The sequence below is a fragment of the Pedobacter sp. AK013 genome (assembly GCF_014205835.1).
Taxonomy (GTDB): Bacteria; Bacteroidota; Bacteroidia; order Sphingobacteriales; family Sphingobacteriaceae; genus Pedobacter.
On the sequence record NZ_JACHCQ010000001.1, the window covers coordinates 52,228 to 75,595 of the forward strand.

A 23,368-nucleotide genomic window follows, 5' to 3' on the forward strand; every position below is an offset into this window, starting at 1 on the left:
CGTTAATTTTGCTGAGTTTTATACTGTTTTTCCAGGGCTCTGATTTCTTTCTCTCTTGCTTCTCTCTCTTTTTTTAATTGAGCCTCAGATTTTGCCGGCTTTGGCTGTGTTGTTACCGTTTGCTTCGGTTTCTCTTTTTTATCCGCAGGTTTCGTTTCCTTTGGTTTTGTAGCTGACGTAATCGTTAGCTTTTTTACTTCTGTTTTAACTGACGTTGTTTTTTTCGGCTCTACCTTTTTAGGTTCGGCTTTTTTTACTTCAATCTTCTTTGGTTCAACTTTTTTGGGTTCAACCTTTGGAACTTCATTTTTTTTAGGCTCCACTTTTTCTTGTTGATCAGCCTCTGGCCGATCGTCCATTGTTGCAACAATTGTGCTTTTGATTAATGAGTCGGTCACGTTTCGCTGTATCCTCAAACTATCGGCTGCAGAAATTGTTTTTGCTTTTTTCCCAAGACCTGTCGAATCTCTTTTTTCACAAACAATCTGATTGGTATATTTAATGTTTATGGTTTTATAGGTATCCCACCCTACCTGTGGCATTGCTTTTTTATAAAACAGCAACAGGTTTTTCATTTTCTTTTCAAGCGAATCGGCATTACCTAAAATGATCCGCTGATTGCCTACCCTTGGTATCAGTTCGATGTCGTTTTTCTGATCTACCACAATCTGTTCGATCTGCGAATCCCAAAGGGTATCTTTTTTAATGTACTGTGCCGTTTTATATAAATCTCTTGCCAATTGTGTATGCAAGGTATCAACTCTGCTACCAAAAACCTCTGTAATATGCCCTGTTGCCACCAACACATCAGCAGTAAAATTTGATGAGATAGGCATTTTTAGTCCATCATTATCAATATAAAAATCCTGCCCGTTTTCGTTCAATATGCGAAGAATAGGCTGGCGTTGTTTTACTTCAATATGCAACACCCCATCCATATCTACATATACTTTAGCAAAACCGATGTAAGGGTTAGATTGCAGTTTTTTCTCGATCTTATGAATATTGATATTTTCGAGATTGCGACCTAAAAGCACACCTTGATCTTCTTTTAAAATAGCATCGATTTCTTCGCGCTCAATAAAATTATCAGCTCCGGGAATCAGAATCTTAACATCGGTACATTTAACAGTCTGTTTCTTCACATTGATAAAACTTAAAAGCACCACCACCCCTGCCAAGCTGATCAGCCAGGCAAAGCCAGTAAAAATTGTGCTCCAGTTTATCCGTTTAAGCATTGTTCAAAGTATTTTTTAAAGGTTCGATAATGGTATCAATATCACCGGCACCTACGGTTAAAATTAATTCAGGTTTAGTATCCTTAACGTACTGAACCACAAAATCTTTTCCACATATTTTTTTATCTTCCAAAGTGACTTTATCTAATAAAAACTGTGCATTTACCCCCTCTAGCGGTAATTCCCTTGCTGGATAAATCTCTAGCAGTATCAGTTCGTCAACAGTGCTTAAAACTTTTGCAAATTCATCTGCAAAATCTCTTGTCCTCGTGAATAAGTGCGGCTGAAAAATTACTGTCAGCTTTTTACCTGGATACAACTGCCTCACTGCATCAAAACAAGCCCTCAGTTCTTCAGGATGATGTGCATAATCATCTATATAAATCTGACTGCCATTATTTACAATATATTCGAAGCGGCGTTTAACCCCCTTAAAATTTGCAACTGCCTGTTTCACTTTTTCTGCATCTATACCCAATTGTAAGGCAATGGCAATGGCAACTGTTGTATTTTCTACATTGTGTTTACCAGGGAGCATTAAACTAATGTCTTTAATGCTTTGAGTGCTATCTGTATAATCAAAAACAAATTTCGCCCCTTCTACCCTTAAATGCTCTGCTCTTGCCGTTGCTGTTGAACTTGCCGCATAGCTGATACTTTTTTCCAACGGCAATCCTTCATGTGCATAAAGCACCCCCTCGGCTTTAAGTTGGCCGGCAAACAAACGGAAAGATTCTTCGAGATGGCTCTTATCTCCATAAATATCCAAATGATCGGCATCCATAGAAGTAACCACCGCTACATCTGGGTGCAAGGTTAAAAACGAACGATCATATTCATCGGCCTCAACAACTACTACATTGTTTTTACCAAAAAGCACATTACTGTTATAGTTACTGGTTATGCCACCTAAAAAAGCAGTGCAATCGTAGCCGGTATCTTTTAAAATATGCGCAACAACAGATGATGTTGTGGTTTTGCCATGCGTACCCGCAACTGCAATACAGAACATCCCTTTACTGATAATTCCTAAAACCTCAGATCGTTTTTTGAGCGCAAAACCATTATTTATAAAATGATTTAAAATTTTAGCGTCTTTTGGAATTGCTGGTGTGTAAACCACCAGGGTATCATCATGATTATCCAAAAATGCACAAGGCAATGAAGAGGCTTCATCAAGATATGTAATGAGAATACCTTCCTGCTCTAAGGTTTCCGTCAGTTTAGTTCTGGTTTTGTCGTAACCGCAAACCACCTGACCGCGTTTAGCAAAATAACGGGCAAGCGCACTCATGCCGATACCACCGATACCTACAAAGAAAACCCTATTTATTTTACTTAATTCCATTTTTTCTAGCTAAAAGCAGAAAGACCAAAGCTTAAAGCTGCCTTTCTACCGTTTTTTTTCATTTTCTATCGCTTTAAGATTACTTTATACCTCGCAATGACGGCCTGTCTTTACTTTGGTCTTTCAGCTTTAGTCCTTAGACTTTTACCTTTAAGCTTATTTAATCAATTTCAATACTTCGTTCGCAATAATTTCATCTGCTTCGGGCAATGCCATCTTAGCCACATTTTCGGCTAGTTTTTCGCACTGTTCTTTATTTGCTAATAATGCCAGCGCTTCTTTAACCAGGCTATCTTCTGCAGAGCGATCGTTAATTAATATCGCTGCTCCGTTTTTCACCAAAGCCATCGCATTTTTAGTTTGATGGTCTTCTGCTACATTTGGCGAAGGCACCAATATCACAGGTTTTTTAATTAAACAAAGTTCTGCTATGGTTCCGGCTCCTGCCCTGCTCACAATCACATCTGCTGCTGCATAGGCCAGATCCATTTTATTTAAAAACTCGAGGATGCGAACATTAGGATGGTATTCTAAGCCCAATCTTTCTATAATCCCTTTGTAGTAATACTTACCTGTTTGCCAGATCACCTGCACATCCTGTGCTATAATCTCGGGCAAATGTTTTTCAATCGCCTTATTCAGTGTGCCTGCACCTAAACTTCCACCGGTAACCATAATGGTCTTTTTGAGTGGATCTAGCTTCAATAGTTCGGCACCAGCATGGTGTTTACCTTTAATATCAACTACTTCCTGGCGGACAGGATTGCCTGTTTTCAAAATCTTGTCTGCAGGAAAAAACTGATCCATATCATCAAAGGCGACACAGATTTTCGAAGCTTTTTTACCTAACCACTTATTGGTTACTCCTGCATAAGAATTCTGTTCCTGGATGAGATAAGGAATTCCTTTTAAAGAAGCGGCATACAATAACGGCCCTGAGGCATAACCACCAACGCCAACTACAGCATCGGGCTTAAAGTCATTAATAATCTGCATGGCTTTACGCACACTACCGATTACTTTGAATGGGAGAGCCAGATTTTTAACAATCGAGCCGCGTTGCATCCCACTAATGTTCAATCCTATAATTTTATATCCGGCTGCAGGAACTTTTTCCATTTCCATTCGGCCTATTGCACCCACAAATAAGATTTCACAGGCTGGCACCATGCGTTTTAGCGCATTGGCTATGGCCACGGCGGGAAATATATGCCCGCCGGTGCCACCACCTGATATGATAATTTTTGGGGAATTATTCATTTTATATTTAATTATTGATTACCTGTATCTGTCATTACGAGGTACGAAGCAATCTTTTTACTTTATTATTTTTAAATGGATTGCTTCGTCATGCTTCCTCGCAATGACGGCCAATCCTTAAGCTATCGCCGGAATCTCTCCAACAATTACCTTATTTTTAACTTTCTCTTTTTCTTCCTTTGTTGATGTACTTGCATTTTCTTCTACATCGCGGCTTACGCTCAAAATAATCCCGAAGGCCACACTAGTAAAGATCATTGATGTACCGCCCATACTTACTAATGGAAGTGGAACGCCTGTTACCGGGCCCAGTCCGACAGCTACTGCCATATTTGCGAAGGCCTGAATGGTTAGACTGAAACTTAGTCCGGCCGCCAGGAGCGCACCAAAGGCCTTAGGCGCCCGGGTTACGATCTTAATACATCGGTATAAAAGCACCAGGTATAGTATCATGATTACAATTCCTCCCACGGTTCCCCATTCTTCAATAATAATGGCGAAAATAAAATCGGAATAGGGGTGCGGTAGGAAATTACGTTGTGTACTATTACCTGGTCCTTTACCAAAAACACCACCAGTAGCCAAGGCAATTTTTGCCTGATCTGCCTGGAAAGTTTTATCTGAATGCTGCATTTCGGGATGTATAAACGTATTGATACGCGACATGTAGGTTTTTCTTCTTGGCCCCAAAAAGAAAACGAACAACAGGAGCACAAAACCACCTGCACAAACAATTGCGATCTGTTTAATACTGATCCTACCGATAATTAACAGCAATATACTTACACCAAACAGCATTAACGCTGTAGATAGATTGGCCAGTGCAATTAAAACAAACACCACACAAACCGAACCCATAATTGGTATAAATGACTCTTTAACGTTTTTAATATTTTCTTGCTTTTTAGTCAACATCCGGGCCAAAAAGGTAATCAATGCCAGCTTGGCCAGATCGGAAGTTTGAAAGGTTAATCCGATTACCGGAATTTTAACCCATCTAGAAGCATCGTTTAAGTTGGTTCCAAATATCAAGGTATAAAAAAGCAAAGGAATGGTTACGATCATCAGCACTTTAGAAATACCGGCGTAATAGCGGTAATCGAGCAGGTGGGCGATATAGATCATTCCGATACCCATCAATACAAAAATTAAGTGTTTGGTAAGCAAAAGCTTTTCTACAGTTTCTCCTTTTTTATACGCCAGGGTACCTGTTGCACTGTATACTGCCATTACAGATATAAGCGAAAGCAGAATGATGATCAACCAGATCCATCTATCGCCTTTTGTTTTATTAAGTAGTGCCTGCAACATATATTGAGCCTCCTATTATAGTTCTCTAACAGCCGCTTTAAACTGGTTACCGCGGTCTTCATAATTTTTAAACAAATCGAAACTTGCACATGCTGGCGAAAGCAAAACAGTATCGCCACGTTTAGCCAGGTGAAAAGCAATCTGTGCAGCCTCTTCAGCCGAAAAAGTATTTACGATTACTTCTACATCATCCTCAAAAGCATCGTGGATACGTTTATTGTCTTTACCTAAGCAAACAATAGCCTTTACCTTACTTTTAACCAAATCCTTAAGCATGTTATAATCATTCCCTTTATCAACGCCGCCCATAATCAACACTACGTCGCTGGTCATACTTTCTAAAGCATACCAGGTAGAGTTCACATTGGTGGCTTTACTATCGTTGATAAAATCGATCCCCGAAATTTTGGCCACATGCTCTAACCTGTGCTCAATATTCTTGAAATTACCCATGCTCTCGCGAATGGACTCATTCCTTAACTCTAAAACTTTAGACACAATGCCCGAGGCCATAGAATTATAAATGTTGTGCTTGCCCTGTAAGGCTAAATCTGAAATAGACATGGTTAGTTGGTTATTAGGTTCTGTAAGGATATGTATAGTAGTTTCTTCTAAATAAGCGCCCAGTTCAACTTTTTTAGTAATTGAAAATGGAAAGGCTTTCGCAATAGGTTTAATCAACGCGATAGCTTTTAGGCTCTCTTCGTCGTCTGCACAATAGATGAAAACATCTTCTGCAGTTTGGTTTTGAACTATACGCATTTTAGATGCTGCATAATTCTCTAGTTTATAGTCGTAACGATCTAAATGATCTGGTGTGATGTTCAGTAAAACAGCGATATCGGCCCTGAACTTGAACATATCATCAAGCATAAAGCTCGAGATTTCCAGCACATAATATTCGTAATCTTCTGTAGCAACCTGTGCTGCAAAACTCTGCCCGATGTTACCCGCCAAGCCTACGTTTAACCCGGCATTTTTTAAGATATGATAGGTTAACAAACTGGTAGTAGATTTACCATTGGAACCCGTGATGCAAATGGTTTTTGCCTGGGTATATCTTTTAGCAAACTCAATTTCAGAAACCACTGAAATCCCTTTGGCTACCAGTTTTTTAATGATTGGCGCTGTTGGCGGAATACCCGGACTCTTAATTACTTCACCTGCATTCAGAATCAATTCTTCAGTATGCTTTTCAGATTCGAACGGTACGCCAAGTTTTTCTAATGCAGCTTTATATTTATCGGTAATTACACCATAATCGGAAACAAAAACCTCGAAGCCTTTTGCCTGAGCCAATTTTGCAGCGCCTACCCCGCTTTCTCCGGCACCAAGAATAACCACACGGCCCTGCCCGGTCATTGCTGACTTAGTATTGCTTGATGTGATATTATTCGTGCTCATTTTTTATTTTTTTAGTATCAAGTGGTGAGTATCAGGTAATGGGTATCGAGTATCAAGACAGGAATACCGTCAAACTTTAACTTTTTACTTATTTTTATTTACTACTAGGTATTTAAAATTATATTTTATTCACTACCTAAGATATCTGCATGCATCTTAGTTTTATTTTACTTCTGGTTAAGCCTTTCCTCTAACCTTTAAACCTTCTACCTTAATTTCAGTGTTACAATGGTCATAATCGCCAACATGATTCCGATAATCCAGAAGCGGGTTACAATTTTGGCTTCGTGATATCCTTTTTTCTGATAGTGGTGATGTAAAGGCGACATCAGGAAAATCCTCCTGCCTTCTCCAAATTTCTTTTTGGTATATTTAAAATAAGATACCTGCATAATTACCGACACCAGTTCTACCAGGAATATTCCACACAAAATCGGGATCAAAAGTTCTTTACGGATCATGAGTGCAAATGCGGCAATAATACCACCGATGGCCAAACTTCCGGTATCACCCATAAAAATCTGAGCAGGGTAAGAGTTGTACCAAAGAAAACCTACGCATGCCCCAACAAAAGCACCTGCAAAAATCATCAGCTCTGCCGAGTTGGGAATGTACATGATATTGAGATAATCGGCCATGATTGTATTACCCGATACATAAGCCAGAATCCCTAGTGTAATACCAATTACAGCAGAGGTACCGGTAGCAAGCCCATCAATACCATCCGTAATATTGGCCCCATTTGAAACCGCAGTAATGATGAATACGGTAAAAATGAGGAATATAATAAATGCATATTTCTGATAATCGCCTCCTAAAAATTTCAATACCTTGGCATAATCGAACTCATTGTTCTTATAAAAAGGCATGTTGGTTTTGGTTGATTTTACATCTTGCGTATAGTAAAAAGTTTCGCCTTTCTGGCGCAATACCATCGGAACTGTAGAGGTGCTTTTAACATTATCCTGAACGGTTTCTCTTACCACAATGTTAGGGTGGAAATACATGGTAGTACCTACAATTAAACCTAAACCTACTTGACCAACTACTTTAAAGCGACCGGCTAAACCTTCCTTGTTTTTCTTAAATACCTTAATATAATCATCCAAAAACCCGATTGCCCCCATCCAAATGGTCGTAATAATCATCAGGATGACGTAGATATTGGAAATATTGGCAAATAACAAGGTTGGAATAAGAATACCCAGCAAAATAATAATACCACCCATTGTTGGCGTGCCTTGTTTTTGCATCTGGCCTTCTAAACCTAAATTCCTTACTGTTTCTCCAACCTGTTTTTTATGTAGGTAATCAATCAACCTACGACCATAAACGGTGGTAATAATCAATGATAAAATAATGGATATAGAAGCACGGAAAGTGATGTACTGAAACAACCTTAACCCAGGTATATCATAATGCTTATGCAGGTATTCAAATAATAAATATAACATTAGCTGATTGGTTTTAATTGTTCAAGTAAAATTTCTTTATCATCAAAATGGTTCCTTACGCCATTAATCTCCTGGTATTTCTCATGCCCTTTACCTGCAACAAGAATAATATCTCCAGGTTGCGCTAAATGACAGGCTGTTTTTATAGCTTCTCTTCTATCTAAAATGGATAAGGTTTTACGCTTATTTGTTGGCGAAACCCCAGCTTCCATATCGCTGATAATCGTCTGTGGATCTTCCGTTCTGGGATTGTCGGAAGTTAGGATCACTTTATCGCTCCAATCGCAGGCTACCTGGGCCATAATTGGTCGTTTGGTTTTGTCACGATCACCCCCACATCCAATTACCGTAATTACCTGTTCGGTTCCTTTGCGGATGTTGGCAATGGTACTCAACACATTTTGAACAGCATCTGGCGTATGCGCATAATCTACAATGCCAATAATCTTATCAGCAGAAGTGATATAATCAAATCTTCCTTCAGCACCTGATAAACGGCTCAACAAAGTCAGCACCTTTAATTTATCCTGCTCCAATAAAATTGCGGTTCCGTAAACAGCCAGTAAGTTATATGCATTAAAAGAACCTACAAGCTTGAAGTAAACATCTTCGTTATCGATATCTAAATGCAAGCCACTGAACTGGTTTTCAACAATTTTCGCTTTAAAATCGGCCAGTTGCTTAAGGGCATAAGTCTTTTTATGCGCTTTGGTATTCTGTAGCATCACCACACCGTTTTTATCGTCGATATTGGTCAACGCAAATGCCGATTTAGGCAGCATATCAAAAAATGCTTTTTTGGCTTTCAGGTAGGCGTCAAAAGTTTTATGAAAATCTAAATGATCATGTGTTAAATTCGAAAATACTCCGCCAGAGAAGGTCAATCCTTCGATCCGGTGTTGTGATACTGCATGCGAACTCACTTCCATAAAACAATAATCGCAGCCCGCACTTACCATATCCCTTAAAAGCTGGTTTAAAACAATCGGATTCGGTGTAGTATGTGTTGCCGCTACTACCGTATCATTAATATAGTTCTCGACTGTTGATAAAAGCCCGGTTTTATAACCTAAATCTTTAAATAATTTAAAAAGAATGGTGGCAATGGTAGTTTTTCCATTTGTTCCTGTAATACCAATCAGTTTTAAATCTGCGGATGGATTACCAAAATAATTGCCGGCAATGATGCCTAAAGCAACCGATGTATTTTCTACTTTAATATAGGTAACCGTAAAATCATGGATTTCTGGCAAATTCTGGCATATAATTACGCCCGCCCCTTGCTGAATGGTCTGCTCAATAAACTGGTGTCCATCAGCAACAGTGCCTATTACCGCAAAAAAGATATCATCTTTACCTACTTTACGCGAATCGAAATTCAGCGCATTGATTTCCCTATCGGTTTTACCAACTAATTCTTTAATCGTTACGCCGTAAAGTAAATCTTGTAATTGCATTTTTTTATTTTTTTAGTATCAGGTATTTAGTATCGAGTAGCAAGATCTTAAACCTTTCTACCTTCTACCTTTATTTAGTATCAAGTAGCAAGACCTTACACCTTTTACCTTACACCTTAATTCAACTCTATCTGTACACCCAATCCCTTGCCTACTTTTGTCCCGGCCGCTATAGATTGGCTGATTACTTTTCCCGACCCGAAAACTTTGGTTTTCAAACCGGCATTTCCTAAAAGATACAATGCATCTTTCAGTCCCATTCCTGCTACATTTGGCATCACACCTTTACGCTCGTTATTTTCTTGAAAAACTGTCCCTGCACTGGTATCTATAATGTTGTAATACTCAGATTTTGAAGCAAAAAGCGGTTTAAAACCAAATGCTTTATACACCTTCTGAGTCGCCTTACTTTGTCCTGCTTTTGTAGGCGGATTACCCGTATTACCTACCAAACGATTAGGCACATCGTTATACATCTGCATATCGCTGGCATAAATACGATCGGCAATTTCTCTGAAAACTGGCCCCGAAACCAATGCACCATAATAAGCACCCTTTGGATCGTTAATAACCACAATTAGAGAATACTTCGGTTTATCAGCTGGGAAATAACCCACAAAAGAGGCCTGATATTGCTTATTTGCTTTGTATCCCCTATTTGCGTCAGCGACCTGTGCTGTTCCGGTTTTACCTGCAATTGGATATAGGGGATTGTAAACAATCTGCTTTCCGCTACCCTCAGTCACTACTCCTTCAAGCATTTTTTTAATTTTGCTCAAGGTCACATCCGAACATATTTTATCCTTAATCACCCTAACTTTAAACTGCTCGATCGGATTACCCAACCTTCTGATCTCTTTTACAAAAATTGGCGCCACCATTTTACCATTGTTAGCCACCGCATTATATAGTGTAAGCATTTTTAATGGCGTCAGCTGCATTTCATAACCGTAAGCCATTTGAGGAAGGGTCATGTTTTTGTTCCAGCTTTTGTTTGTTACTGGATTCTTTACTGCCGGCGTAGCTTCTCCAGGAATTTGTAAACCCATTTTTTCATTTAAATGCCAATCATATAGATGATCAGTAAATTTTTTAGGGTTAGCACCATATTTACTATTGATCAAATATGCGATCGCTGCGTTTGAGGATTGTTCGAAGGCTTTTTTAACTGTTACTACACCAATGCTTCCGTGAGAATCTTTAATGATATGCCCCGGAATTTTATAAGTACCCGTTCCAACCATAGTATTGGTATCTACCAACTTGTCTTCTAAAAGCGCCATATAAGAAGCCAGTTTAAAGGTCGATCCCGGATCCTGATTACCCGCGATAGCGTAGTTAAATTTTTCTTTATAAACACCCTCTTCCACTTTAGAAAAATTAGCTACCGCACGGATCTCACCGGTTGCAACTTCCATCAAGATTACCGCACCGTGATCAGCCTGCGATTTGATCAACTGCTTTTCTAAGGCACTTTGTGCCAAATCCTGCATATTCACATCGATGGTCGAGATAATATCCGCTCCATCTTTTGGCGCAACCTCTGCCTCTTCATTCACGGGGATATAAACACCTCCGGCGATGCGCTGCATCAATCTTTTTCCGGTTTCACCGTTGATATATTCTTTATAAGCACCTTCTAAACCTACCCCATTGGCCACATTTTCATTTTTATAACCAATTGTACGGGCAGCTAAAGCCTGAAAAGGAAGAATACGTTTATTTCGCTGTACAGCAATTAAACCACCAGTACTCTTTCCAATATTATATAGCGGGAAAGTCCGGATGATTTTAAGATCCGAATAACTTACCTTCCGATGGATTAATAAATATTTAGAACTATCTTGACGACCTTTTCGAAGCATCCTAGAATATTCTTTTGCGGTCTTATCTTTAAAAAACTGTGAAAGCTTATAACCCAATGAATCTACTTTTTCATTAAAAATTTTCTCATCAGCAATACCACCGGCAAACATATCCATACGCAGTTCGTATTCAGGTATCGAAGTAGCCAGTAAACTACCATCATTAGAATAAATATTCCCACGGGTAGCCTCCACATTTACATATCGTGTAGAAAGACTATCAGCCATAGCTTTCCACTTTTTTCCTTGTACAAACTGCACCTGACCGAGGCGTAAAAACACCGCGAAAGCAAAAAGCACAATTAAGCCAAATGCCAGATATACACGAAGCAAGATGTTTGCTCTAATATTCATCGCTTTTAACAATTATTTTTTTTGGTGGTTCAATCAGTTCTTTTATACCAAGGGTATCTACCTTTTTGGCAACCTCCGTCAATTTACTTTTAAACATCAGGTCAGCCTTTAAAGACTTATACTCCCATCTTAATTCTTTTACTTCTTTATTTAATTTATCAATACGACGTACATTGTTTACCGCAAAGTGGCTATTGGCAATGTAAACCATCCCCAAAAGGGCCAGAAAACACAAATAAGGCAAAGCATCAGTTGCCGCCTCTTTACTTACTAATCCGTCATTAAAAAGCTTGCTGATGAATGAATTACTATCCATTTTTTCTTCAGCAGTTTTTGGCCTTTTAGGCATAGCTTTCAGCTCCGGTTCGGGCCCAACCTCTTCTTCTTCTATCTCTTCCCTAAACCTGTTCATATCTTTTCTGCAATTCTTAGTTTCGCACTGCGGGCCCGATTGTTTTGCGCAATCTCTTCATCAGAGGCCGTTATCGCTTTACGCGTAATAACATTAAATGGCTTTTGCTGGTTCCCGAAGAAATCTTTTTCTACCTCGCCCTGGAATTTACCTTTCGCCATAAAGTTTTTAACCGGTCTATCTTCTAAAGAATGATAAGACATCACCACTAAATGACCACCAGGCTTCAATACATCAGCAGCCTGCATCAAAAAATCTTCGAGCACCTGGATTTCAGCATTCACTTCTATACGCAGCGCCTGAAACACCTGCGCCAGATATTTATTCTCTTTTCCTTTCGGGATATAACCAGCAATAGCTGATTTTAAACTATCGATATCAGCAAAAGGCTTTTCCAAACGCGAAGTCACAATAGCACGCGCTAAAGATTTCGCATTTTTTACCTCTCCATAAATTCCAAATATTTTATGAAGCTTATCTTCGGTATAGGTATTCAATATTTCAGCAGCCGTTAAATCGCGGTGCTGATCCATGCGCATATCCAAATCGGCATTATGACGGATTGAAAAACCACGCTCTGGCACATCAAACTGATGCGAAGAAACACCCAGATCAGCCAAAATACCATCCACCTGCCTAAACCCTTTTAAACGGAGGTTATTTTTTAAAAAACCAAAATTCTGATCGATAAACACGAAACGCTCATCAGCAGGAACATTTGCCTGCGCATCAGGATCCTGATCGAAGGCAATTAATCTTCCTTTCGGGCCAAGGTGTTTCAAAATCTCTTTTGAATGACCACCACCACCAAAGGTTACATCAACATAAACACCATCAGGTTTAATATTCAAACCATCAATGCAAGGCTGCAGCATTACAGGAACATGGTAATTATTCGCCATCTGCCCCTCCTTTCTTATCACCCATTACTTTTTGAGCAAGACTTGCAAAATTAGCCGGAACATCATCAAAAATATCTTCGTATGATTTTTTATCCCACACCTCGATACGATCTAACTGACAAGCCAGAACGAGATCACTACCGATACCCGCATATTCTACTAAAGATTTCGGTAAAAGCACACGACCGGCAGCATCAAGCGAAAGCTCGGTTGCCCCGCGTGTAAACGCTCTAACAAATGCACGGTTTTCCTGATCGTAAATATTAAGCTTAGCAAGGTCGGCCACAACGGCATCCCATACATTTTTAGGATAGATCACCAGGTTTTTCTCAAAACCACGGTTAATAATGAGCCCATCATTCTCGGCATTAGGCAATTGTTTCTTAAGCGCAGCAGGCACCATAAGGCGGCCCTTTGCGTCAAGTTTACAATCAAATTCTCCTAAAAGTTGGGTCATAGTGGTATCTACACTTTATATCTAGTGTAAAAGTAAAGAGTTCTACCACTTTTTACCACTTTTTACCACAAAAAAGTTTTCCACATTGTTTTTGTTACAATTATGGCCTAGCAATATACTTAGAATAAGTATACAAGCACAAGACAAAAAGCCTTAATAACTGGTAATAAGCCTATTAAAATAAAATATCAAAAAGTGTCACGCTCGCCCAATTCCACCCATACTGATTGGTTTTTTCTCTAAACGCACGTTATTATAGCATTTAAAATGTGGGAGAACCTCCCACTTTAAGGCCAAATTTTATCTCTTTTAGAAAAAATACGGTCACTAAGCGTTGTATAACCAGGAACAGTTAAAGTTGTAGCTCAGGATGAGCATATCCGAACAGCAGATCTATTTAGCAGAGGGACACATAAGGTAAAATCCTTTTTACATCATTTACAACTGGAACATTATAAACCAAAAGTAAAGTACTTGTTGAGAGCATAGGTGAAAGGAATGGACAGCAAAAGGAATTTCACTACAACCTGAGCCCTTTTAATCGGTTGAATGCTGTTGGACCAAAATAACATTTGATCTTTGAAGAGGGTGTATCATAAAGACAATTTCACCTCAGCTGCTGTCATGTTGAGCCCGTCGAAACACCATAAAAAGTATTTAAACCAGCCTTTCGACAGGCTCAGGAAGACAAATCTATATTTATGATACAACCTCAGATATTTTTTTTACCCATATCAGTAAATAGCGCCAGTACCCTACTTAACCTGTTTATTTTTTATCTGACAAAGGTTTAAATAATACGGCATCGGCAACCACAACTCCATCAGCCTTAAGGTTGCTAATCCGTACATAAGGTTTAGTATTATTTTTAATATTGTATTTACCCAAAGAAACCCATTCGCCCGATGTTTGACCGACCACTTTGATCTCCGCTTTCAAAATATCGCGGTTATGGCTATTTTCTCCATCAAAAACCTCGATAGCGGTAATATTCGAACCTTTATCTGTTAAGGGATAATAGCTAAAAATCTCATATTGTCCGGCTTTTAAACCATCTGCGTTAAAGGTGATGCTTGCCGGCAACTTATCTTCTTTGTTGTAAAAAAGTGCATTAGGGCCATAAATATGCCCGGGTTTTAAATCCCATTTGCCCTCTATTTTAACCTTTGGCGAAAGGTTATCGATAATAAGATCTGGTGTACTTCCATCCAGTAAGGGATCAATTGTGAGCCTTTCGTTTATCTTTTTGTAATCCAGTTGCTGTACGGCTATGCCCTGATCTATCGAAAAGCTGGCTGCAACTGCGGCAACCTGCGAAAGCACCATAAATACAGGTTCCATACGGATGGAACCATAGGCGATGTGACTGGCCGACAAACAAACCGGTACGATCAGGTTATCACACTCTTGCTCTCTGGGCACGATGGCCTTATAACTGATCGGGTAAGGCGAAATGCCTGGAATTTCGACATTTCCTTCATTTTTAACCATATGATCGACAACCAAACGATCAGTATTGTGAGAATCCATGTTGTATGCAGCTAAAGCAATTCCATCAGTTACTATAACCTTTCCGGTACAGTTGTGCTCGGTCATCACATAATCGCTTACCATTCTTCGCGCTTCTCTGATATAGGCCTGATGAGACCAGTTTTTATTGTCCTTGTACTCGTCTTTCGGATACCCCCATTGCAGCATCTGGCTTCTGAGTGCCTGCGGTACCCTCGGGTCATGTCCGAAAAAATAAAACAATCCCTTAGTATACGAGGTCAAATCCTCAATATATTTCTTTCTTGCGGCATAATTTCCATCAGGATAACCATGATTGGTGCCTATCATATCCGTTGAAAACCCATTTTTGTTGTTGATATCGGTTTTGCGGTTTGGCATCTCACTCCAGATAAAATAATCGTTGAGGCTTAAACTGTTTTTCTGTTTTTCCATCAGTCTCAAAAGCAGCTCGTAGCGGGTACTGTCATATCCCTGCGGCCTGGTAATAGCCATACGGTTCTGAGGATCATCTGTTAAACAAACCCTGTAATTATAAGACTGCACTTTACTGTCGCCCGAACCACGCGGCATCAGATTGCCTTTATTGATTCCCCAAAGTAAACCACTGCTAGCATCGCCTTTAATCCGGTATGGATCGATATGATCTGGAAATTGATGACCTTCCAGTAATTGAACACCGTTGTAGGTTTCCTTATATTTAACATTCGCCTCGCGTCCCACAGTATAAGTAACATCGGCTTTTGCCATCAGGTCTCCTTCATAACTGCAATCTATAAATACCTTAGCGCTGACTGTTTTATTTTTCGCTTGACCTGCAGATGGTTCGATGGTAATGGTTTTAATAGATTTCCCTACTTTTTCCACTGTAGAAAGTCTGTATCCGTAAATCACATCTACCTTGGCACGGTCTATATAACTTTTAAAGATATCTTCGGCCACATGAGGCTCAAACACCCACTGTTCGAGTTTGCCATAATGGGTACCTATCCTGCGGTAAAAATCTTTCGAAAGGCCTGTTACCACGTATTTGTTTCCGATATCAGTAAAACCGAGGCCGCCCGAAGAGAGGCCACCAAGGTTTTTACCAGGTTCGATTAACAGTACGGTTTTACCCATCTTCTTAGCACTATAGGCCGCAATTACCCCTGCTGAATTTCCACCATAAATACACACATCAACCCGATGGGAATCAAGGTTTTGAGCAAGGGCAGGATAAATATTTATTAATAAGTATATAAAAGCGATCATAAGTCGTTTAAGCATCATATTTTTCATAGTTAAGGTATTAAGGTAAATTTTAAAGCATCGGCACGTAATGGACGGTCGTGAGCCGGAAGTGTATCGGTTAGTTCAACATAGTTATTCGTTCCCCTTGTTAACTGGTAGCTGCCCAGGTCAATCCATTTTCCCTGATCCTTAAATTGATCAACAATTACCGCAGCCACTTCTGTTCCACCGGCAAAAATGGCGTATTTTGCTTTTGTGGTAGAATAAGCATTTAGTGCTGCATTGGCAGGAATATAAACCGAAATGTTATAGAGCCCGGCCTTGGTAATGGCTGCCTTCCAGGTAGCTTTGCTCTGCACAGCAGGTTTGGCCACTACCCTGGTTCTTTTTCCATCATGGCCTTTAATTTCGGCAATGGCAGAAATCCATTTGGCAGCCGCGATACTGTCTTGGGTCACCTCGGTATATCCACCAAAATAAAACCCGTATTTTAAACTAAAAGGAGCGGTTGCAGGCAAGATTTTTTCCTCGGCAAAAGGCGCTTTCAACACCCCTTTAATATATACTGGATTGGCATCCAAAGTGATGGAAACGGTATCGTTTACTGCGTTATAGATGGTGCTGTTTCCCATAATATCTACAACTTCGAGCGATGCTGCATCGGTAAAAAGCCGCACGCCCGTACCTGAAAGCGAATACATTACCCTTATTTCTTCGCTGCCCTTTGTAAATTTATAAGCATTGATCAGCCCTGGCGAAATCTGCTCTTCTGTGGCAAAAGTTGCGCCCGATAATTGACGAGTTAAGGCTGCATAAGTAGCAAAACCTGGTTTTGGAGTATAGGCACCTAAAGTATCGTCTGGATGCCTAATTAGTCCGAAAGCCCCTTCAGAATCGTTTACTGTTGATTTATTCTGCAAGTTATAGATACCGATTTTTTGCACTCCGTTTGCTAAAGCGGTCACAATCCTCCTTGGTACATTATTGGCCTGCTCCTTTTCGGTAAAGGTAAAAGTTGTAAAACCCGTTTCAGAAAGGTTCATCGGAATCAGATTATTGTTGTTATGCGCTTTTATCACATTTTTATGCTTATTGATATCAGTAACAATGGCTTCCGAAACAGGTATATAGGAATGGAAAGCGTATTCGTTCATTGAACTGAGTGCACCTTTCTGTAAAATCTTGTTTAAAAAGCTCTCTGTTGCCAGATCGCTCACTACCATACCTACAATTTTCACATTTGGAAAAGAAGGATGAACCTCATCGTAAGAGGCTTTTAAGAGGTTATAATAAAAAGTAGTTTTCTGATCTTCTGTAGTTAACCCCTGCGAAAACGTAGCAATATCGGGTTCATTCCAGATTTCTACATTTTCAATGCTGGGGTATTTCGTTAGCAACTGTTTTACGTAATTGGCAAATGCCAGCTTAGCTTCTGCACTTACAGGCGCCTTGCCGTTATCGTAAAGCGGATTGTATAAGGCACAGACCAGATAAGGTTTAAGGTTGTTTGCAGCAAGCTGGGCAATAAAATTGTCTTCCTTGGCACCAAAGGTATATACCTGTTTCTGTTTTTCTACCGCATCCCAGCGTATGGCATCACGCACGTACTTTACGCCCATTTTCCTTGCAATTGGAATGAGGGTATCGGTTGATTGCCAGGCATGTGTTTGCCCGGTAAAAGCAGATTGACTAACGGTGCTCAGGTCAAAATTGGAAACAATAGCAAAAGAGGTCTCTTTTGACCCAGTAACTGCACTATTCTGCTTAGACCTAATTAAAAGTTTAAACCAGCCAAGTTTACCGGGTTCAACATTTAGCAACGCTGTATCTGCCGCGACTGCCTTTTTACCAGAAAGTACTTTTTGGCCCCAAAAATTATAACAATCCCATTCAACAGAGTCGGCAGCTACATGGATCACAAATTCCTTTTGATCGCTTTGATAAAAAATATTACCAACTACCTTTTGTTCAATTGTAATAGAAGCTTGTTGTGCAAAAAGCGGGAAAGGGGCCAATAAACAGCCTATCAGAAATAGGGAGATAGAAAGAACCATCTTTCTACCCCTAGTGTAATTTACCTTCATTATTAATATCCAGGATTCTGTGTTAAAAGTTTGTTTAAAGAAAGATCATAACTTGGGATCGGCAACAGCAGGTTTCTGTCTGTAATTACCCTCGAAGCTGTAGTGATGGTGGTATTGTTGCCACCATTGGCGATAGCATAAGCCAGGAAAGCTTTCATATCGCTTATAAAATTGCCCCAGCGGATCAGATCAGGCCTTCTTAATGCCTCAAAGCAAAGCTCTCTCGAGCGCTCCAGTTTAATGGCATCCAAAAACTGTGTTTTATTAAGTCCCGGAGTTAACGCAGCATTTACCGCAGGCGATGGAGGGCTTGGCAACAACAGGCCGTAGGCCCTTCTTCTTACCTGGTTAATTGCATCGTAAGCAAGTGCGGTTGGCCCATTCACTTCATTTTCAGCTTCGGCAAACATCAGCAGCACATCGCTATACCGCAGCATCGGAAAATTTTGAGGGGTATAATTTGAATTTTTCGGTATAACCTCTTCATATTCCCTTCTCCATTTTCCTGCACACATTAACCATACATTGGTTACAGCTGTTTTTTTCGCAACTGTCGCAGTTCCCCAGGTATAATTTGCACAGTTCCAGTCCCTACGCAGGTCAAATGATGCTTTATTAGGTGTAGTGGTGCTGGCCGGATTAATCTGGTAGAGGTCGAAAAGTTTCCTTGTGGCCACAATACTGCCAGTGCTATAGCCCACCGAAACATCGTTACAGCGGATACCGCAGAAGCGGCCCGCATAGGTTCCTCCTTTATTTGCGAAACCGTTATTATCGCGGAAAAATTCCAGCTCCCAGATGCTTTCCTTCACGTCGTACTTATTGGTGGCATAGTTTAAAAAGATCTGGCTGTAATCTGGATTGAGCGCATGTTCTTTAGAGTCGATTACCTTTTTTGCCCAATACAGTGCTTCCTGATATTTAGCGGTCTGATTCAGTGGAAAACCTGCCATATACAAACATACTCTTGCCAATATTCCTTCTACGGCTGTTTTTGTTACTTTGCCACCATAGCCTAATGAAGTAGCCGTTTGGGTTTGAAGAAGTGATTCTGCAGTGGTCATATCTTTAACAATCTGATCGTATACATCCTTAGCAGGTGTTCTGGCCAGATCTACATCTTTTACTGATGAAGTTGGATTGAGTTTTAGGGGTACATCGCCATAGTTACTCACCAGCAGGAAATAAAAATAAGCTCTTAAAAACAGTGCCTCACCTTTGATAATGCCCCTTTTGGTTTCATCCATTACAGGTTTGTTGATATTGGCCAATAACATATTGGCACGTTCGATCCCAATATAACTGCTGTTCCAGAGCAAGTTTACCTTCGCATCAGTAGGTACATACTGATAGGAAGTTACCAGATCGACGGTGAAACCATAAGATTCATCTGTATTGGTATTGAACATATAAAGGTAGTTATTACCATAACAATCGGCATCTATCAGCTGAGAATAAACGCCGTTGAGGGCAATCTGCAGATCTGCAGCAGTGGCATAAAAAGATTCGGGGGTAATAAAATCTGTTGGTTTGGTGTTGAGTATTTTTTGGCAAGAACTGCTTACCAGTAATACCAGGGCCAGTATAAAAAATATCTTCTTCATCATCTATAAATTAAAAAACGAGGTTTAATCCAAAAGTTAATGTTCTTGGGCGTGGGTAGGCAGAATAATCAAAACCTGGGGTCAGGGCCGAATTGCGGATAGAGACTTCCGGATCGGGACCCGAATAGTTTGTCCAGGTGATGAGATTCTGCGCAGAGGCAAATACACGGAGCGATTTTATTTTTAAGCGTTTGGTAAACTGCTCACTCAAGCTATAGCCCAGGGTTACCGTTTTAAGCCTTAAGTAAGAACCATCTTCTATAATCCTGCTCGAATAGGCAAAAGGCCCCTGCCCTCCCGTTCTAAAAAGCGTATTTGAAGGATTATCTGGCTGCCAACGGTCGCTCCAGGCCGCAAACTGGTTTAAAGTGAGGGTATTTTTTCCGTTACCTTCAAATACCAAACGGTTGGCGTTGATCAGATCGTTGCCATAAGACCATTGAAAAAAAACATTCAGATCGAAACCTTTGTACCTAAAATCGTTTACAAAACCGCCGGTATGAATAGGAATGCCCCTACCAATGGTTGTAATATCATCAGCATTCACCACTAAATCACCGTTCAGATCTTTATATTTAATGTCGCCGGGTTTAATATTTGCCCTTGCCGTACCATTAGTTGGCACGGTACTCTTTAATACGTAGGTACCTGCCGTGGGCTGGTCAAAATCACTGTATTGATAAACACCATCCCACTCATAGCCCCTCATCTGGGCAATGGGCTTACCTACCTGCGCAGTATAGGCAAACAGTGAGTTATAAGAAAAATCAAAAAAGACCGGGCTCAAGATCTCCTTTTGATTCTCAGCCAGTTCCAGCACTTTGTTTCTGTTGAAACTGATATTGAACCCTGTTTTCCAGGTAAAATATTTAGTGTTGATATTTACCGTATTGAGCGAGAGTTCCAGTCCTTCGTTTTTCACTTTTCCTACATTTTTATAGGCTGAACCGATTCCGAGCGTATAGGGAAGGTTGGCCAGCAATAAAAGATCCCTGGTTGTTTTTCTATAGGCATCAACGGTAAAGTTTATTCGGTTATTGAACAGGCTTAGATCGTAACCAATATTGGTTTGGGCGGTAGTTTCCCATTTCAGATCGGGGTTTCCCAAAGATGATAGCTGAGCGCCTGTTGAGGCCGCACCATTGTTGTAGGAATAAGCCGGGAGTGGCCCAAGAAGAATTTGCGAGAGGTAACTAAAGTCTCCTATCCGGTTATTTCCCGTTAAACCATAGCTGATCCGCAGCTTTGATTCAGAGATGAATTGGAGGTTTGACAGGAAGTCTTCTTTAGCCATATTCCAGGCAAAAGAGCCCGACGGGAATGTTCCCCAACGGTGGCCCGGGGCAAACTTAGAAGATCCGTCTGCACGGATTGATGCGGTTAACAGGTATCTTGATTTGTAATCGTAATTAACCCTGGCCAGAAATGAAGATAGGCCCCATCTCGAACTCTGAGATACCGAAGAGAGCAATGATGATTGATCGAGCCCATCAAGTCCCAATGATTCGTTAGGTACTTGCGTTGCGCTGAAACCATAACGACCGGAATTGAGTGCCTGCATTGTGTATCCTCCCATTGCATTGAAATTATGCCCGCCTTTGAACGATTTTTTGTAGGTTAACGTATTTTCGTTCAGCCATGAGTTTGTCGGAACGGTATAAATAGAGCCGTTAACCCCAAAGGTGTTGTAGATACTTCCCCTGCTGGTCTTCGAATTATAAAAGCCTTCCAGTTTTACATTATTGCGTGTAATACCGCCTGATATCCGTAGGCTAAGGCCGGGCAATATGGTATAATCTAAAAAAGCATTCGCAATCAGATTATCGGTAATGGTATTCTGTATCTGGTTTTGTGTGGAAATCACTGGGTTTACCCGGTAATCGCCAAAAAGATTTCCCGAGAGAGCCGGATCTATCAGTTCATCCAGCAAACCCGAATCATTATCACCGCCGGTAACCGGGCGATATCCCCAAACGGCATAAAAAAGATTGTTGCTATATGAAGTATTTGATCCAGGTTCTGATGGGCTTACTCCAGAAGAGCGGCTATTGCTATAATTGACATTTACACTTGCTTTCAGGTTTTTATTAATGGTCTGATCCAGGTTCATTCGCCCCTGGTAACGCGTAAAGCCAGAATTGATTACAATGCCCTTCTGATCGAATATATTTCCGGAAACGGCATACCTGGTTTTATCGCTCCCACCTCTGAGTGAAAGGGAGTAGTTCTGCATCGGAGCAGTCTGATAGATATAATCCTGCAGATCGATCCCCTGAACATCCCGGTAAGATTCTAAAGTTTTCCCGCCACTTAGATATGTTGTTGGTGCTATGGTGGGATTGAGTTCCAACTGGTATTTCACAAATTCATAAGGGCTTAAAAGATCCATTTTTTTTGCAACATTCTGTACCCCGTAGTAAGCGTTAAAGTTAATTATGGGCAGGCCGATCTTTCCTTTCTTTGTGGTGATAATGATTACCCCATTTGCACCCCTTGCGCCGTATATGGCGGTTGAAGAAGCATCCTTAAGTACATTGATGGATTCAATATCAGCAGGATTGATGGAGTTGTTCATCCCGTCTTCCATCGGAAAGCCATCCACTACGTATAACGGCGAGTTATCTTGGGTGATAGATCCGTATCCCCTGATCACAATATTGTTGACCGAACCGGGCTGTCCATCGTTTCCCGAAACGCTAACGCCGGCAACTCTTCCGGCCAGGGCCTCATCGAAGGATTTGACTGATGCTTTATTGAAATCGCTCATATTTACTTCGGCTACCGATCCGGTAAGATCTGTTCTTTTTACTGCGCCGTATCCAACAATAACCACGTCGTTCAGTCCCGTGTTCTGGGCCTTTAGTGTTACGTTTATTACCGTTTTTGATTCTACAAGAATCTGTAGCGTTTCGAATCCGATCATGGAAAAAACCAGCACGGCACTTGGTCCTGTAATGGCAATTTTGTAATTGCCATCTTTATCGCTAAGCGCTATTGTTTGCGAGTCTTTTACCCTCACCGTTGCCCCATACAGCGGCTGGTTATCTTCGTCTTTGATTTTGCCCGTTATCGAAATTAGCCTGGTAGCCACGGAAGACAGTTTTTTTGGCGTGATCAAAATTGCCTTTTTATCTATCTTATAACTAAACGGCTGATTAAAAAAACACTTGTCCAAAGCTTCGGTCAGGGTGGCATCTTTTATGCGGACATTAATTTCCCTGGCATTTGCAAGCAGGTCTACATCATAAAAAATACTGTACCCACTTTGGCGGCGGATATCCTCAAGTGTTTCCTTTATAGAAGCATTTTTTTTATCCAGACTTATCTTTTGCGCAAGGCTAGCCGCACTAACCTGCATAAAAGAGAGCAGACATAAAAAATAAGATAATCTCATAATCAGCAATATTTTGGAATGAATATAGGAATGCCTCCCGCATCTAATTGCAGTAGAATTTTTATACATTTGGTTGTTAGGTTTT

15 protein-coding genes are annotated in these 23,368 nt (G+C 40.4%); all 15 read right to left on the reverse strand.

Features of this window, described 5'->3' with window-relative positions; translation table 11 throughout:
• Positions 1 to 2 precede the first annotated feature (2 nt).
• The 15 genes from HDC90_RS00230 to HDC90_RS00300 all read right to left on the reverse strand — a co-directional run bounded on the left by HDC90_RS00230 (position 3) and on the right by HDC90_RS00300 (position 23,283).
• Entirely contained in the window at positions 3 to 1,238 is a 1,236-nt protein-coding gene (locus tag HDC90_RS00230) for a cell division protein FtsQ (protein ID WP_184462669.1), read from the reverse strand.
• Positions 1,231 to 2,586 carry a UDP-N-acetylmuramate--L-alanine ligase gene (gene murC, locus HDC90_RS00235; RefSeq protein WP_184462671.1) on the reverse strand — a complete coding sequence of 452 codons (1,356 nt, stop codon included), beginning with the start codon at positions 2,584 to 2,586 and terminating at the stop codon, positions 1,231 to 1,233. Before murC ends, HDC90_RS00230 begins: the two co-directional genes overlap by 8 nt.
• 156 nt (positions 2,587 to 2,742) lie before the next feature.
• A complete protein-coding gene (murG, locus tag HDC90_RS00240) occupies positions 2,743 to 3,846 on the reverse strand; it encodes an undecaprenyldiphospho-muramoylpentapeptide beta-N-acetylglucosaminyltransferase (protein WP_184462673.1) in 1,104 nt (367 codons plus the stop codon).
• Between the two features lie 117 nt (positions 3,847 to 3,963).
• Positions 3,964 to 5,157 (reverse strand): FtsW/RodA/SpoVE family cell cycle protein, encoded by a 1,194-nt coding sequence (locus HDC90_RS00245; protein WP_184462675.1) that lies wholly within the window; start codon positions 5,155 to 5,157, stop codon positions 3,964 to 3,966.
• A 15-nt stretch (positions 5,158 to 5,172) separates the two neighbouring features.
• Positions 5,173 to 6,561 (reverse strand): UDP-N-acetylmuramoyl-L-alanine--D-glutamate ligase, encoded by a 1,389-nt coding sequence (murD, locus tag HDC90_RS00250; protein WP_255497418.1) that lies wholly within the window; start codon positions 6,559 to 6,561, stop codon positions 5,173 to 5,175.
• Positions 6,562 to 6,767: 206 nt separating this feature from the next.
• Positions 6,768 to 8,015, reverse strand: a complete 1,248-nt coding sequence (gene mraY, locus HDC90_RS00255; protein ID WP_086545002.1) for a phospho-N-acetylmuramoyl-pentapeptide-transferase — start codon at positions 8,013 to 8,015, stop codon at positions 6,768 to 6,770.
• Positions 8,015 to 9,472: a UDP-N-acetylmuramoyl-L-alanyl-D-glutamate--2,6-diaminopimelate ligase gene (locus HDC90_RS00260; RefSeq protein WP_184462677.1), complete on the reverse strand. Its 1,458-nt coding sequence runs from the start codon at positions 9,470 to 9,472 to the stop codon at positions 8,015 to 8,017. The genes mraY and HDC90_RS00260 overlap by 1 nt, the downstream gene beginning before the upstream one ends.
• Positions 9,473 to 9,588: 116 nt before the next feature.
• On the reverse strand, positions 9,589 to 11,691 hold the full coding sequence (locus HDC90_RS00265) for a penicillin-binding protein (protein ID WP_184462679.1): 2,103 nt from the start codon (positions 11,689 to 11,691) through the stop codon (positions 9,589 to 9,591).
• Positions 11,681 to 12,103 carry an FtsL-like putative cell division protein gene (locus HDC90_RS00270; protein WP_184462680.1) on the reverse strand — a complete coding sequence of 141 codons (423 nt, stop codon included), beginning with the start codon at positions 12,101 to 12,103 and terminating at the stop codon, positions 11,681 to 11,683. The genes HDC90_RS00265 and HDC90_RS00270 overlap by 11 nt, the downstream gene beginning before the upstream one ends.
• Positions 12,100 to 13,005: a 16S rRNA (cytosine(1402)-N(4))-methyltransferase RsmH gene (gene rsmH / locus HDC90_RS00275; RefSeq protein WP_184462682.1), complete on the reverse strand. Its 906-nt coding sequence runs from the start codon at positions 13,003 to 13,005 to the stop codon at positions 12,100 to 12,102. The genes HDC90_RS00270 and rsmH overlap by 4 nt, the downstream gene beginning before the upstream one ends.
• Positions 12,995 to 13,462 carry a division/cell wall cluster transcriptional repressor MraZ gene (gene mraZ / locus HDC90_RS00280; protein WP_124560861.1) on the reverse strand — a complete coding sequence of 156 codons (468 nt, stop codon included), beginning with the start codon at positions 13,460 to 13,462 and terminating at the stop codon, positions 12,995 to 12,997. The genes rsmH and mraZ overlap by 11 nt, the downstream gene beginning before the upstream one ends.
• Positions 13,463 to 14,230: 768 nt before the next feature.
• Entirely contained in the window at positions 14,231 to 16,222 is a 1,992-nt protein-coding gene (locus HDC90_RS00285; protein WP_221451760.1) for an FAD-dependent oxidoreductase, read from the reverse strand.
• 29 nt (positions 16,223 to 16,251) lie between these two features.
• On the reverse strand, positions 16,252 to 18,285 hold the full coding sequence (locus HDC90_RS00290; protein ID WP_184462686.1) for a hypothetical protein: 2,034 nt from the start codon (positions 18,283 to 18,285) through the stop codon (positions 16,252 to 16,254).
• Positions 18,286 to 18,287: 2 nt separating this feature from the next.
• Positions 18,288 to 19,889, reverse strand: a complete 1,602-nt coding sequence (locus HDC90_RS00295) for a RagB/SusD family nutrient uptake outer membrane protein (RefSeq protein ID WP_184462688.1) — start codon at positions 19,887 to 19,889, stop codon at positions 18,288 to 18,290.
• Positions 19,890 to 19,899: 10 nt separating this feature from the next.
• Positions 19,900 to 23,283 (reverse strand): TonB-dependent receptor, encoded by a 3,384-nt coding sequence (locus HDC90_RS00300; RefSeq protein ID WP_184462690.1) that lies wholly within the window; start codon positions 23,281 to 23,283, stop codon positions 19,900 to 19,902.
• Positions 23,284 to 23,368: the final 85 nt, after the last annotated feature.